Origin of the sequence: Rhodoplanes sp. (assembly GCF_013377085.1) — a bacterium.
GTDB lineage: Bacteria > Pseudomonadota > Alphaproteobacteria > Rhizobiales > Xanthobacteraceae > Rhodoplanes.
In genome coordinates, this window is the sequence record NZ_JACAAX010000021.1 from 68,694 (window position 1) to 81,866 (window position 13,173).

Here is a 13,173-nt window from a genome sequence, read left to right on the forward strand (position 1 = left end):
CGTTTTGCAGGGACCAGGGGCAACCCCACCGCATGGCGCAGCCGAACAGCACCGACAGCCTCGCCGAGACGGCCTATCGCCGCATCGAGGACATGATCGTCCGGCGTGAGCTGTCCCCCGGCGCGATGATTTCGGAGAACCAGCTCGCCGACGAGCTCGGCTGCGGCCGCACGCCGATCCGCGAGGCGCTGCAGCGGCTTCGGCTCGAGGGCTTCGTCGAGATCCATCCCCGGCGCGGCGTGCTGGTGTCACCGATCGACGTGCGCCGGCAGCTCGAATTGCTGGAGGTGCGGCGCGCCCTCGACACGCGGGTCGCGACGCTCGCCGCGGCGCGCGCCACCGACGCGGAGCGGGCCGAGATGCGCCGCCTCGCCGCCGAGATCCAGGATGCCGCCCGCCAACGCGACACGATCCGCTATCTCGCCGCCAACCGCGCCATCCACGGCATCAAGGCAGCGGCCACCCGCAACAGCGTGATCGAAACGATGCTCGCCGCCGTCAACGGGCTGTCGCGGCGGTTCTGGTACTCGTATGTCGAGGATACCGACGCGTTCCGCGAGGCCGCCGACCGGCATGCCGCCGTCCTCATCGCCATCGCGGACCGCGATGGCGAGGCCGCCGTCGCGGCAGCCGAGGCGCTGTTGGATTTTCTGGAGCGGCTGACCCGCGAGGCGATCGAGCCGAAGGGCTGAGCGCGGCAGTCGATCGGGCTCGCCCGTCCCCCTCACCGCACCGGCGGCGTGCCGTGGGTGTGAAAGCTCTCGATGGTCTTGAGGCCCCAGGCCTGGCCCTTCATGCGCTCGGTCTGGGTCCAGGTGATGGTCTGCCAGTCGGGCGCCAGGATCAGGCGGGCGCCCGCATTGGCGAGCTCGATGCGGTTGCCGGCCGGCTCCCAGACATAGAGGAAGAAGGTCTGCTGGACGGCGTGCTTGTGCGGCCCCGTCTCGATGTGGACGCCATTCTCGAGAAACACGTCGGCGGCCTGGAGAATGTGCTCGCGCTGGTCGACCGCATAGGTGACGTGGTGGAAGCGCCCAGGCGTCCCGGTGGCGTCGCGCGTAAAGGCGACGTCGTAGGTCTTGTTGTTGACCGTGAACCAGCAGCCGCCGACCGTGCCGTCGTCGAGCACGATCTGCTCGGTGATGCGGCTGCCGAGCGCCTTCGGAATGAAGTCGCGGATGGCGCCGACATCGGTCGCCAGCAGGTTGAGGTGATCGAGCCGGCGCGGCGCGATGGCACGGTTGGGCACCCGCTGCGCCTGGTTCTTCAGGGCCGGCTGCTCGCCCGGCGGCGGCACGTAGCGGCGGGTCTCGAAATAGATCTCGAACACGTGCCCGTCGGGGTCGGAAAACCGGTAGGCCGGCCCGTGGCCGAGGTCGCCGTCGCTCCAGCCGAGCCCGCAGCCGAGCGCCTCGATGGCGGCGACCCGGCGCGCCAGCGCCTGCGGGCTGGCGGCCCGATAGCCCACATGCCGCATGCCGGTGGTCGGCGCCGCCGTGAGCTTCAGGGTGTGGAACTCGTAGTCGTCGAAGGCGCGCAGGAAAACACTGTCGCCCTCGCGGCCGCTTTCGCTGAGGCCGAGAATGCGGGTGAAGAAGTCGAGGCTCTCGTCCGGCTTGTCGGTCAACAGCTCGACATGGCCGAGATGGGCGACGTCGAAGATCGGTTCGTCCATGCGGGGAATCCTCGCGGTGCGAGCTGAGGGTCCGCGGACGCCGCGCGCCGGCGCACGGCGGACCGATCGCCAGCATAGGCAACACGAGCGGGCATGATCAATCCAACCCGCTGTCTTTTGGCGACAATTCGTGGAGACACCACTCCGCATCCGCATTTTTGCGAGTCGGCAGAGCCGTTTGTTGACGTACCATATAGATCCATACGCTCGACCAATGGCCGACGCGTACGATGATCTGCCCTCGGTTCGGGTCGGAAACGGCCCACCGGGGGCGGTTTCGTTTCGGGACGTCGCATGGGTGCCGCTGCCTCTACGAGCCGCCGGTACGGCTCCCCGGAAACGAAACGGGCGGCCGTGAGACTGATCCCATCGGCCGCCCGTAGCGCATCACGCCGCACGCCCCCGCGAAACGAACGGAGCGCCTGGACGCGTCTCTATGAGCCGGGGCGGTTCCCCACTTTGACCTGGATCATTGAATCGCGCTTTTCCGCTGCCTTTTGCCGGACCGTGGCCGCGGGGCCGCGGCCGCCGCCAGGCGGCATGCCGACGATCGCCGGCATGCCGCCCGGGTTCACCGTCCCTTGATGGTCAGGATCAGGGTGGCGACGCCACCTACCATGCTGCAGCCGACCAGATAGTAGAGGCCGCCCACGTAGGATCCCGTCACCGAGATCAGGAAGCCGATCGCGACCGGGGCCAACGACGAGAACCCGTTGCCGACACCGTTCATGATACCGGCCGCCGTCGAGATGCCTCGGCTCGGCACGATGTCCTGCATCAGCGTCCATGCGGCCGGGCCACCGAGCCCGATCGAGCCGATGCCGAAGGCGAGGAAGATCGCCGCCGTCATGTTGTCGGTCGCGTTGGCGCCGAAATAGACGCCGATGCCGACGCCGATCATGGCGAACAGGATCACGGGGGCGCGGCGACCCATCCGGTCGCACAGATAGCCGGACAGGATCTTGGTGAGGACACCGAGAATCCACGGCAGCGAGGCCAGCATGCCCATCGCGGTCCAGGAGAAGCCGCGGGCCTCCTTCAGATAGCTCGGCACCCAGGTCATCGCGCCCCACAGCACCGAGGTGTGGACCACGTAGTAGATCACCAGCAGCCAGAACTGATAGTCGGTCGCAAACGACTTGAACTTGCTCAGCAGCGTGTCGGTCGCATCCGCCGGAACGGCCGCCGCCTTGGCCCGCTCGGCGGCGAGGCCGGCCTCGATGTGGTCGATCTCGAGCTGGTTGATCCGCTTGTGCTGCCGCGGCTTGTCGGCCGTGAGGAACCAGATCGCCGCGAGCGGGATCAGGCCGGCCGTCGCCAGGATGAAGAAGCTCGATCGCCATCCCGTCAGGTGGATGATCCAGGTGAACAGCGGCATCGCCACGGCCGGCGCGATCGCCATGCCGGTCTGCCACACCGCGTTCGCCTTGCCGCGCTCGTCGGGCCGGAACCACTCCTTGATGTACTTGCTCTGCATCGGGAAGTGCAGGCCCTCGCCGAGGCCGAGAATGACCCGCGAGAACAGCATCAGCATGAAGGTCGGCGCGAGACCGCCGATGATCAGCGACACGCCCCACATGCACACGGACAGCGCCATCGCCTTGCGCGGGCCGAGGAAATCGCCGATCGGGGAGAGCACGACGTTGCCGACCCCGTAGGCCGCCAGGAACAGCGTCATCAGCAGGCCCTTCTGGACCGACTGACCGGTGATCCCGAAATAGTCGAGGAACTCCGGATCGACGACCAGGATCGAGACGTTCACCCGGTCGATATAGGAGAAGAACACGACGATCAGTAGAATCGCCGCGAGCATGTGGCGCTGATGCGTCGGTTTGACGGCCTGTTCGATCGCAACCGCAGTCGACATGACGACACCTTTCCGTTGCGGGTTCGTGGCGCCCGCGCGATGCCGCCGGGTCCGAAACGTTCGGACGCTGGGCTGCACCGGCGGACGACGTGTGTTGGCATCCTCGCCCGTGTGGCGGGGTCAGCTCATGTATTTCTTCGACCGCGTGACCGTGACGGTGTTGCACCTGGCGATCGTCTCGGGCGTCGGCTCCTGGCCGATGCCGGGCAGATCCGGCACCTTGTACTTGCCGTTCACCGGCTGGTAGTCGTACAGGCAGGTCGCCCGGCCCTCGGGATTGAGCGCCCGCTGATGGTGCTCGTGGATGATGAAGTTCGGGATCACGGCCTCGATCTGCAGCGCCGCCGCCTTGGAGATCGGGCTGCCGCAGACGTGGATCTGCACGGCGCAGTCGTAGGTGTTGGCCATGTCGCAGATCTTCTTCGCCTCGGTGAGGCCGCCGCACAGGCACAGATCCGGCTGGATGACGTGGATCGAGCGATCCTCGAAGAACGGCCGATAGCCCCAGCGCGTGTAGATGCGCTCGCCGGCGGCGATCGGCATCTTCACGGCGTTCTTGATCTCCAGCATCGATTTCGAGTTCAGCGGGTGGCAGGGCTCCTCGTAGTAGAAGATGCGCAGGTCCTCGAGCGCCTGGCCGATCTGGATCGCCGAGATCGTGTCGGTGTTGGCGTGGTGCTCGAGGATGATGTCGAGGTCCGGTCCGCCGGCCTCGCGCATCGCCGCGACGCGGTCGTAGACTGTCCTGATCACCCGGTTCTCCAGCGGGCCGGTGATCTTCCAGGGGCCTTTGCCGTCCGGCCGGTCGCTGAAGATGATCGGGTCGACCTTGATGCAGTCGTAGCCGTCCGCCATGGCGACGCGCGTCACCTCGGCGTATTCCTCCGGCGTGATCAGCATCTGCTTGGTCAGATTCGAGCCCCAGTTGAACTGGAGCTGGCTGGCATAGGTCCGCAGGTCGTCGTTGGTCTTGCCGCCCATGAGCTGCCAGACCGGCATGTTGAAGGCCTTGCCCTTGAGATCCCACAGCGCGATGTCGATGCCGCTGATCGCGGCGTTGACCACGGTGCCGCCGCCCATGCCCCAGAAGGTCTTGCGGAAGATCGTCTCCCAGATCTTCTCGATGTTGAGCGGATCCTCGCCGATGATCACCTCGGCGAAGTCCTGCACCATGCCGTAGCCGGCGCGCCAGCCCTTGCCGTAGGCCAGCCCGACCTCGCCGTAGCCGCTGATCCCGTCGTCGGTGTTCACCCGCACGATCACGGGCGACCAGTCACCGCGCGACGATCCGGCGTTGCCGCTGGGCATCTGCATCACGTCGACACTGACGATCTTCATGGTACTTGCTCCTTCTTGATCAAATTCTGAAGACGATGTCCGGCCGGCATGCGCAGGCCGGTGCGGTTAACGATCCGATCGGGATCCGGAGACGGGAACGAGACTCGGCACTGCAGCGGCGTCGGGACGCCCCGACGGGGCGGCCCGGGCGGTCGCGAGCGAGCCGCTCTCGCGGAAGCGGGAGAAGAGGACGAGGCCGAGCGCGAGGCCGACCATGGGCGCCGCGAAGGCACGCGAGTAGAGCGCGACGACGTCGGAGCCGGCCCCCACCAGCGCCGGCTGGCCGACGACGACGCCGATGACGTACTGGTAGAAGGCGCCGCCGCACTGCAGGAACATCGTGACGGCACCGACCGCCGCGCCGGCGTAGCGCGAGTCGTAAAGCTCCTTGGCGGCGGCGAAGCAGACCACGAAGGCGCCACCGGACAGGCCATACCAGAGAAAGACGGCGCCGAGCAGCCATTCGTTCATGTCGCCGGTGAAGAACACCAGTGGGATGTAGACGAGCAGATGCAGGATGCCGCCGTAGAGCAGCACCGGCCGGCGCGAGCCGAACACCTTGTCGGACAGATACCCGGCCAGCGGGCAGCCGATCGTCATGCCGAGCGGGAACAGCATCAGGATGTGGCTGGCCTCCTGCTTGGACAGGCCGTAGACGGCGTGCAGGTACGGACCGGCCCACAGCGAGCCGACGCCCATGAAGGTGCCGTAGAAGGAGAACACCAGCACGCCGAGCAGATAGATCCGGCGCTCCGACAGCACGGCGACGATCGTGTCGCGCAGCATCGCCAGCCCGGACGGCCCCGTGCGGATCGGCGCCGGATCGGGCGACAGTGTCCTGCGCCGCTCCAGCTCGGCCGGCGTGTCGACGACCACGGCATAGGAGACGACGGCGGCGACCGCGGTGAGCACCGCGACGATCGTGAACACGTCGCGCCAACCGACCATGGCGATCGCGGCGGCGAGCGGTGCCGTCGACAAGAGCGCGCCGATATTGCCGAAAGCGAGCAGCAGGCCCGAATAGGTGGCGAGCTCGTTGGGGCTGTACCAGTCGGCAAAGATCCGCAATGCCGCGACGTAGACGACGCTGACGCCGAGCCCGATGACGAACCGGCTGACCGCGAGGGTGGCGGTGCTTTCGGCGAACGCGAAGGCGAAACCCGCGACAGCCGCGAGCAGAACGAAGGCCGCGATGGTCTTGCGGGCGCCCCAGCCATCGGAAAGCAGGCCGGAGGGGAATACCGCCAACGCATAGGCCCAGAAATACATCGACGACATCAGGCCGAGCTGCGACGGGCTCAGCCCCAACTCGCCGGCGATCACCGGCCCGACAACCACCGGCGCAGCCCGATGGAAATAGGAGATCACATAAGTGAGGGCGATGACGACGAAGATCAGCGTGCGTCGTCGCCTGATCGTCGCCGAGATCATCGTGGTCGCTCGGGAGCTGCGCTGTCGCCCAGTGGCGGTTCGATCGTCGGTCATGCGGATCTGCTGCTTTCCGAAACGGCACCGGCCGAGGAGGCCCGTGCCGGTCGCGAGGGCGGCGCACGTCAGCCTTCGAACCCGCCGGAGATCCTGCGGGCACGCACCTGATCAGGTTCTAAGCATTCGTACGGATACGACGTGAAACGGCCGACGGGGCGGCCGCAAGAGAGCGGTCTACATCTCGACATCCCTACTCGTGTGGCGCGGGCGAAGGCATCGGGCGCCGGTACGTGTAAGTGCGATACGTATACAATAGCGTTGAACGCTGGGCGCGCCTTCGATATCAGGACGAAAACTATCGACGACCCGCCAATCTCGTGGACGGTCCCATGTCCATCCGAACCGACGATTGGATTCCGGAACACGTTCCAGACATCCAGTCCCTGCCGCGTCCTATTCTCCTGCGCTCGCAACACCTGCCGAAGCGGCATCTGTTCCCGCGGCACTCGCATCCTTGGAATCAGTTCGTCTACGCCATCTCCGGCACGCTGTTCGCCGCGATCGAGAACTCCTGGTACGTGATCTCTCCGGAGCAGGCGTTCTGGGTGCCGACCGGTGTCGTGCACATGACCGGTGCGCTGCAGGATGTCGAGTTCCGCAGCCTCTATCTCGACGACAGCGTCGCCGCGCGGCTGCCGCGCAACGGCATCGTCTTCTCCGTCACGCCGCTGATGCGGTCGCTGATCATCGAGCTGACGGAGCTGGAAGCGCGCGGCGAGCGGAGCGACTACGCCCAACGGGTCGAGGGACTGATCGTCGATCAGCTCGCCCGGCTGCCGACAGAGAGCTTCCATCTGCCCTGGCCGCACAGCCCGATGCTGCTGAAGATGTGTCAGGAGCTGTTCGACAACCCGTCCGACACCCGCGACGTCGAGGCCTGGGGCCGCGAGCTCGGCGCCTCGCCGCGCACCATCCATCGGCGGTTCGAGCGCGAGGTGGGGATCGGCCTGCGCGAGTGGCGCAACCGGCTGCGCTTCTTCCGCGCCATCGATCTGCTCGGCGCCAGCGACAACATCACCGAGATCGCGCTGGAGCTCGGCTACAGCACGCCGTCCGCCTTCACCTACATGTTCCGGCAACGGATGGGTTGCGCGCCACGGGAATGGCGACGCACGATCCGGGCGACGCAGTGAGCAGATGAACGACGCCGACGGCGATACCCCGATCCCCTACATGGCGCGGACCCGCGCCTACTACTTGGCGCTCGGCTACGACACGCCCTATGTCTGGGCGCATCACGACGACGTTCCGTTCACGCCGCTGATGCAGCCGCTGGAGAAGTCCCGCGTCACCCTGGTGACCACGGCGGCGCCCTACCAGCCCGACAAGGGCCCGCAGGGGCCGGGCGCGCCCTACAACGCAGCGGCGAAGTTCTACACGGTCTATTCGGGCGACACCGCCATCGACCACGACGTCCGCATCGCCCATGTCGGCATCGACCGCCGGCACACCAGCATGGAGGATTCCGGCACTTGGTTCCCGCTGCCGCTGCTGCGCCGCGCTGCGGCCGAGGGGCGGCTGAAGCTGGCGCCGCGCTTCCACGGTTTTCCGACCAACCGCAGCCATCGCCACACCGTCGAGGTGGACGCGGCCGAGCTGTTCGAGCGCTGTTTCGCCGATCGCACCGACGCCGCCGTCCTGGTCGCCAACTGTCCGGTCTGCCACCAGAGCCTGTCGCTCGCCGCACGCCTGCTGGAGGAGAACGGCATCCCCACCGTGGTGATGGGCTGCGCCCGCGACATCGTCACATACTGCGGCGTGCCGCGCTTCCTGTTCAGCGACTTTCCGCTCGGCAATGCCGCCGGCCGCCCGCACGATCCGGAGTCGCAGCGCCTGACGCTCGACCTCGCCCTCGACCTGCTGGCGACCGCCACGGCGCCCCGCACCACCGTGCGCTCGCCACTCTCCTGGAGCGACGACGCGTCGTGGAAAGCCGACTACGCCAACCCGGACCTCCTCGCCCCGGCAGAGCTCGCCCGGCTGCGCGCCGAGGCAGAGGCGGCGCGCATCACGGCGAAAGATCTGCGGACCGTCACGCTGGACGGCCGCTGACGGCCCTGGCGACGCCGGACCCGGAGTGCCCGATTTCGGGCCATCCTCACTTTGCAAGGAACGGGAATAGTGTTCTCTCTTGTGCGCCGCGGGAGAAGGAAATCCCTGTCCCGGCACGGTCGACGACCCGAATGTCGTCTTTTCCGGCGAGGTCTTGAGTTCGCTCCGGCGAGTCCCGCCTTATCAGCTCGAAGGTCCTGGCCCAGACGAGATTTTGGGCCGGGGGCGACGAGTGTTTGCCGCGACGGAGCCCGCCATGACCGACCGAGAGAGCCTCAGACGCGTTCGCGACATCGTCGCGCTGGCACTCGCCTTCGCGGTGGTGCTCGGCACAACCCTGCTGGCGCGCAGCGATGCGTCACGAATCGAGGACGCCCGCCGGTCGGCGCACAGCTTTGCGCTCGGCCCGACCTGACCTGACAACGCCGCACGAAAGCCTCGCCATGCCGCGCCTGCGTTACTTCCCGGTTTCCTACGACGTCGCCGACAAGACCGTGCTGGTGATCGGCGATGGCGAGGCGGCGCTGCAGAAGTTGCGCCTGCTGGCGCGCACGCAGGCCCGGCCGGTGCTGTGCGCCGACGCGCCGGAGGCGGCGCTGGTGCGCTTCGCGGAACAACACGGCATCGACATCAGGCTCGGCGAGCCGACCACGGACCTGCTGCACGCCGCCGCCCTCGCCTTCGTCGCCACCGGGGACGAGATGCGCGACGCGACGCTGGCGGCAGTCGTGCGGGCGCATGGCGTGCCCGTCAACGTCGTCGACCGCCCCCATCTGTGCGACTTCGCCACGCCTGCGATCGTCGATCGCGCGCCGATCTCGATCGCCATCGCCACCGACGGCGCGGCGCCCGTGCTGGCGCAGATCGTCCGCGCAAAAATCGAGGCGCTGCTGCCGCCCGGCTTTGGCCGGCTCGGCGTGCTCGCCGAAAGCCTTCGCGAGACCGTGCTCGAGCACCTGCCCGACAACGCCGCCCGCCGGCGCTTCTGGACAAAGCTGTTCGCCGGGCGGGCGGCCACGGCGGCGCTCGCCGGCGAGGACGAGCGGGCCCGGGTGATCGCCCTCAAGACACTGAACGAGGAAAGCGCCGCGACGGCGCCGGCCGGAAAGGTCTTTTTAGTCGGGGCCGGGCCGGGCGTCGAGGATCTGCTCACATTGCGGGCGCACCGCCTGCTGCTCGCCGCCGACGTGATCGTCCACGACGCGCTGGTGCCGGACGCCGTCGTCGCCATGGGGCGGCGCGATGCCGAGCGCATTTCGGTCGGCAAGCGCAAGGGCTGCCATTCGGTGCCGCAGAGCGAGATCGACGCGCTCTTGGTGCGGCTCGGCCGCGAGGGGCGCCAGGTGGTGCGGCTGAAGGCCGGCGATCCGCTGGTGTTCGGCCGCGCCGGCGAGGAGATGATCGCGCTGCGCGAGGCGGGCATCGAGCACGAGGTGGTGCCCGGCGTGACGTCGACGCTCGCCGCGGCGGCCGACGCCAAGATCCCGCTGACGCTGCGCGGCGTCGCCTCGCATCTGGTGTTCGCCTCCGGTCACGCCGCCGGCGACACCGAGCCGGAAGGTTTTGCCGCGATCGCCGCCGGCGGCGGCACGGTGGCAATCCATATGGGCCGCAGCGTCGCCGACCGTGTCGCGACGCGACTGATGGAGGCCGGCCTCGCACCGGCGACACCCACCGCCGCGATAGAAAATGCCGGACGGCTCGACCAGCGCGTCTTCGCCGGGGCGCTCGCCGAACTGCCGGCGCTCGCCGCACGCAGCGACGTCGACGGCCCGGTGCTGATCCTGATCGGCCCGGCGGTGGCGCATGGCGATTTGTCCCGCGCCGCGCCGTACCGTGCCGCTACCCCCAACGCCGTTTCCGCCGCCGCCTGAGGTCCGTCATGTCGAAGCGCCCGAAGAGGTTCCAGCCGGTGGTCGCCACCGCCAACGATCTCGCGACTGGCACGGTGGTGTTTCGCGGAGCCGACGGAGGCTGGTCGGGCGACATCGCCCGCGCCGAGATCGCGACCTCGCCGGAGGCGGCGGACGCGCTGCTGGCGCGGGCGCAGGCCGACCAGGGGCCCGGCAATCTGGTGGTCGACGTCGCCGTCATCGACGTGGTGCGCGAGGGCGCCTTCGTGCGGCCTCTGCTGTTGCGCGAGCTGATCCGCACCAGCGGCCCGACCATCGCGCTGCCGCAGGATTCCTCGCCGCGCGGCGCCCCGCCCGCGTCCGGCCTCTGACAGACGGGCCCCTGATGTATCGCTACGACGAGTTCGACCAAACCTTCGTGCAGGAGCGCGTCGCCGAGTTCCGCGACCAGGTGGCGCGGCGCCTCTCGGGCGAGCTGACCGAGGACCAGTTCAAGCCGCTGCGGCTGATGAACGGCGTCTATCTGCAGCTCCACGCCTACATGCTGCGCATCGCCATTCCGTACGGCACGCTGTCGTCGCGCCAGCTCCGCCTGCTGGCGTCGATCGCCCGCGACCACGACAAGGGCTACGGCCACTTCACGACGCGGCAGAACCTGCAGTTCAACTGGATCGCGCTGAGGGAGGTGCCGGACATTCTCGACAAGCTGGCGAGCGTCGAGATGCACGCGATCCAGACCTCGGGCAACTGCATCCGCAACGTCACGGCCGATCATTTCGCCGGCGCCGCCGCCGACGAGGTGGCGGACCCGCGTCCCTATGCCGAGATCCTGCGGCAGTGGTCGTCGCTGCATCCCGAGTTCACGTTCCTGCCGCGCAAGTTCAAGCTCGCCGTGACGGGCGCGGCGCACGACCGCGCCGCGATTCAAACCCACGACATCGGCCTGCAGGTGAAGCGCGACGAGACGGGCGCGCTCGGCTTCGCCGTTTTTGTCGGCGGCGGCCAGGGCCGCACCCCGATGGTGGCGAAGCAGATCCGCGATTTCCTGCCGGAGGAGGATCTGCTCGCCTACTGCGAGGCGGTGCTGCGCGTCTACAATCTCGAGGGCCGGCGCGACAACAAGTACAAGGCGCGCATCAAGATCCTGGTGCACGAGACGGGCGAGCAGGCGTTCGCGCAGGCCGTCGAGGCGGAGTTCGCCGCGCTGAAGGGCAAGACGCTGACCCTGCCGGCCGACGAGGTCGACCGCATCGGGGCCTATTTCGCCTCGCCCGCCTTCGCCTCGCTGCCGGGGCGCTCCGACGTGCTCGACCGCGCCGTGGCGAACGATCCGGACTTCGCCCGCTTCGCGTCGCGCAACCTGCATCCGCACAAGGCGACGGGCTACGGCATCGTCACGGTGTCGCTGAAGCCCGTCGGTACGCCGCCGGGCGATGCTACGGCCGCCCAGATGGACGCGGTCGCCGACATCGCGGCGCACTATTCGTTCGACGAGATCCGGGTCAGCCACGAGCAGAACCTGGTGCTGCCGCATGTGCGGCTCGACGACGTGCCGGCCGTGTTCGCGGCGCTGCGCAACGCCGGCTTGGCGACCCCGAACGCCGGGCTCGTCACCGACATTATCTCCTGCCCGGGGCTCGACTACTGCGCGCTCGCCACCGCGCGCTCGATCCCGATCGCCGAGCGCCTCACCGAGCGCTTCGCCGATCTCGACCGCCAGCACGACATCGGCGACCTGAAGATCAAGATCTCCGGCTGCATCAATGCCTGCGGCCATCATCACGTCGGCCATATTGGAATTCTGGGCCTCGAGCGAAGAGGCGAGGAGTTCTATCAGATCACGCTCGGCGGCTCGGGCGACGAGATCTGCACGATCGGCGAGATCGTCGGCCGCGGCTTCTCGTCGGGCGAGATCGTCGACGCGGTCGAGACCGTGATCGACACCTATCTGGGCCTGCGCACCTCGCCGCAGGAGAATTTTCTCGCCGCCTATCGCCGCGTCGGCGAAGCGCCGTTCCGGGAGGCGCTCTATGCCGCAGCGGGATGACTCTCCGAGACCCGAGGTCGGGGAAGCGCTCTTCCCCCCACCCCCGCCCCCTCCCCACCATTCGCTGACGCGAATGGGAGGAGGGGAGCCACAGCGCCTCGACTCCCCTCCTCCCGCGCGCGAAGCGCGTGGCGGGGAGGGGTCGGGGGTGGGGGGCAGCAGCGCTGCCGAGGAACGCGCGGTTGCGTGGGCCAATGCCGATGCGCCCGACATCGTGCGCGAATCCCTGGCACGCTTCGCCGGACACATCGCGTTGGTGTCGTCCTTCGGGGCCGACTCCGCCGTGCTGCTGCACATGGTGGCGGCCGTCGACAAGGCGGCGCCGGTACTGTTCGTCGACACGCTGCGGCTGTTTCCGGAGACGCTGGCCTATCGCGACCGGCTGATCACGCATCTCCGTCTCTCCAACGTACAGACCGTCGGCCCGGGCGCCGAGGCGGTGGCGCGTCACGATCCGGCCGCGACGCTGGCCGAGACCGACCCGGACGCCTGCTGCGCGTTCCGCAAGGTGACGCCGCTCGACGACGCACTGTCGCCCTTCGACGCCTGGATCACCGGCCGGCGGCGGACCCAGGCGGAGACCCGCGCCGACCTCCCGGCCGCCGAGTGGGACGGCACGCGGGTGAAGATCAATCCGCTCGCGGCGTGGACCGACGAGCACGTCGCCACCTACCGGCGCGCCCACGACCTGCCCGAGCATCCGCTCGCCGCGCTCGGCTTTCCGTCGATCGGCTGCTGGCCCTGCACCTCCCCGGTGGCCCCGAGCGAAAACCCGCGCGCCGGCCGCTGGCGCGGTTCCGCCAAGACCGAATGTGGCATCCACCGGCCCGCCGCCGTACCGAAGGGATCGTGA

The 13,173-nt window shown here is 68.5% G+C and carries 12 protein-coding genes; 8 read left to right on the top strand and 4 right to left on the bottom strand.

Features of this window, described 5'->3' with window-relative positions:
- Nucleotides 1-32 precede the first annotated feature (32 nt).
- Entirely contained in the window at nt 33-692 is a 660-nt protein-coding gene (locus tag HXX10_RS15955) for a GntR family transcriptional regulator (protein WP_296523744.1), read from the top strand.
- A gap of 32 nt (nt 693-724) precedes the next feature.
- On the opposite strand, the gene HXX10_RS15960 is transcribed toward HXX10_RS15955, so the two are convergent.
- From HXX10_RS15960 to HXX10_RS15975, 4 genes are all read right to left on the bottom strand, one after another.
- Nucleotides 725-1,675 carry a catechol 2,3-dioxygenase gene (locus HXX10_RS15960; protein ID WP_296523745.1) on the bottom strand — a complete coding sequence of 317 codons (951 nt, stop codon included), beginning with the start codon at nt 1,673-1,675 and terminating at the stop codon, nt 725-727.
- Between the two features lie 571 nt (nt 1,676-2,246).
- Complete coding sequence (locus HXX10_RS15965) at nt 2,247-3,542, bottom strand: MFS transporter (protein WP_296523746.1); 1,296 nt, start codon at nt 3,540-3,542, stop codon at nt 2,247-2,249.
- 120 nt (nt 3,543-3,662) lie between these two features.
- Nucleotides 3,663-4,880, bottom strand: coding sequence for a mandelate racemase/muconate lactonizing enzyme family protein (locus tag HXX10_RS15970; RefSeq protein ID WP_296523747.1), 1,218 nt, complete (start codon nt 4,878-4,880; stop codon nt 3,663-3,665).
- A 66-nt stretch (nt 4,881-4,946) separates the two neighbouring features.
- Nucleotides 4,947-6,311 carry an MFS transporter gene (locus HXX10_RS15975; RefSeq protein WP_296523748.1) on the bottom strand — a complete coding sequence of 455 codons (1,365 nt, stop codon included), beginning with the start codon at nt 6,309-6,311 and terminating at the stop codon, nt 4,947-4,949.
- Between the two features lie 386 nt (nt 6,312-6,697).
- Between HXX10_RS15975 and HXX10_RS15980 the strand changes: the two genes are divergently transcribed.
- From HXX10_RS15980 to HXX10_RS16010, 7 genes are all read left to right on the top strand, one after another.
- Nucleotides 6,698-7,501, top strand: coding sequence for a helix-turn-helix transcriptional regulator (locus HXX10_RS15980; RefSeq protein WP_296523749.1), 804 nt, complete (start codon nt 6,698-6,700; stop codon nt 7,499-7,501).
- A gap of 4 nt (nt 7,502-7,505) precedes the next feature.
- The gene (locus HXX10_RS15985) at nt 7,506-8,420 is read left to right on the top strand and encodes a glycine reductase (RefSeq protein ID WP_296523750.1); all 915 of its coding nucleotides are present in this window, start codon (nt 7,506-7,508) and stop codon (nt 8,418-8,420) included.
- A 256-nt stretch (nt 8,421-8,676) separates the two neighbouring features.
- Nucleotides 8,677-8,835 (top strand): hypothetical protein, encoded by a 159-nt coding sequence (locus HXX10_RS15990; protein ID WP_296523751.1) that lies wholly within the window; start codon nt 8,677-8,679, stop codon nt 8,833-8,835.
- A gap of 28 nt (nt 8,836-8,863) precedes the next feature.
- Nucleotides 8,864-10,294, top strand: coding sequence for a siroheme synthase CysG (gene cysG, locus HXX10_RS15995; RefSeq protein ID WP_296523752.1), 1,431 nt, complete (start codon nt 8,864-8,866; stop codon nt 10,292-10,294).
- Nucleotides 10,295-10,302: 8 nt separating this feature from the next.
- Entirely contained in the window at nt 10,303-10,644 is a 342-nt protein-coding gene (locus HXX10_RS16000) for a DUF2849 domain-containing protein (RefSeq protein WP_296523753.1), read from the top strand.
- A gap of 14 nt (nt 10,645-10,658) precedes the next feature.
- Nucleotides 10,659-12,320: a nitrite/sulfite reductase gene (locus tag HXX10_RS16005; RefSeq protein ID WP_296523754.1), complete on the top strand. Its 1,662-nt coding sequence runs from the start codon at nt 10,659-10,661 to the stop codon at nt 12,318-12,320.
- Between the two features lie 148 nt (nt 12,321-12,468).
- Nucleotides 12,469-13,173, top strand: a complete 705-nt coding sequence (locus tag HXX10_RS16010; protein ID WP_296523755.1) for a phosphoadenylyl-sulfate reductase — start codon at nt 12,469-12,471, stop codon at nt 13,171-13,173.

What these genes read in the sequence shown, in the direction of transcription:
- HXX10_RS15955 (WP_296523744.1), top strand. Translation starts at nt 33, where the DNA reads ATGGCGCAGCCGAACAGCACCGACAGCCTCGCCGAGACGGCCTATCGC.
- HXX10_RS15960 (WP_296523745.1), bottom strand. Translation starts at nt 1,675, where the DNA reads ATGGACGAACCGATCTTCGACGTCGCCCATCTCGGCCATGTCGAGCTG.
- HXX10_RS15965 (WP_296523746.1), bottom strand. Translation starts at nt 3,542, where the DNA reads ATGTCGACTGCGGTTGCGATCGAACAGGCCGTCAAACCGACGCATCAG.
- HXX10_RS15970 (WP_296523747.1), bottom strand. Translation starts at nt 4,880, where the DNA reads ATGAAGATCGTCAGTGTCGACGTGATGCAGATGCCCAGCGGCAACGCC.
- HXX10_RS15975 (WP_296523748.1), bottom strand. Translation starts at nt 6,311, where the DNA reads ATGATCTCGGCGACGATCAGGCGACGACGCACGCTGATCTTCGTCGTC.
- HXX10_RS15980 (WP_296523749.1), top strand. Translation starts at nt 6,698, where the DNA reads ATGTCCATCCGAACCGACGATTGGATTCCGGAACACGTTCCAGACATC.
- HXX10_RS15985 (WP_296523750.1), top strand. Translation starts at nt 7,506, where the DNA reads ATGAACGACGCCGACGGCGATACCCCGATCCCCTACATGGCGCGGACC.
- HXX10_RS15990 (WP_296523751.1), top strand. Translation starts at nt 8,677, where the DNA reads ATGACCGACCGAGAGAGCCTCAGACGCGTTCGCGACATCGTCGCGCTG.
- cysG (WP_296523752.1), top strand. Translation starts at nt 8,864, where the DNA reads ATGCCGCGCCTGCGTTACTTCCCGGTTTCCTACGACGTCGCCGACAAG.
- HXX10_RS16000 (WP_296523753.1), top strand. Translation starts at nt 10,303, where the DNA reads ATGTCGAAGCGCCCGAAGAGGTTCCAGCCGGTGGTCGCCACCGCCAAC.
- HXX10_RS16005 (WP_296523754.1), top strand. Translation starts at nt 10,659, where the DNA reads ATGTATCGCTACGACGAGTTCGACCAAACCTTCGTGCAGGAGCGCGTC.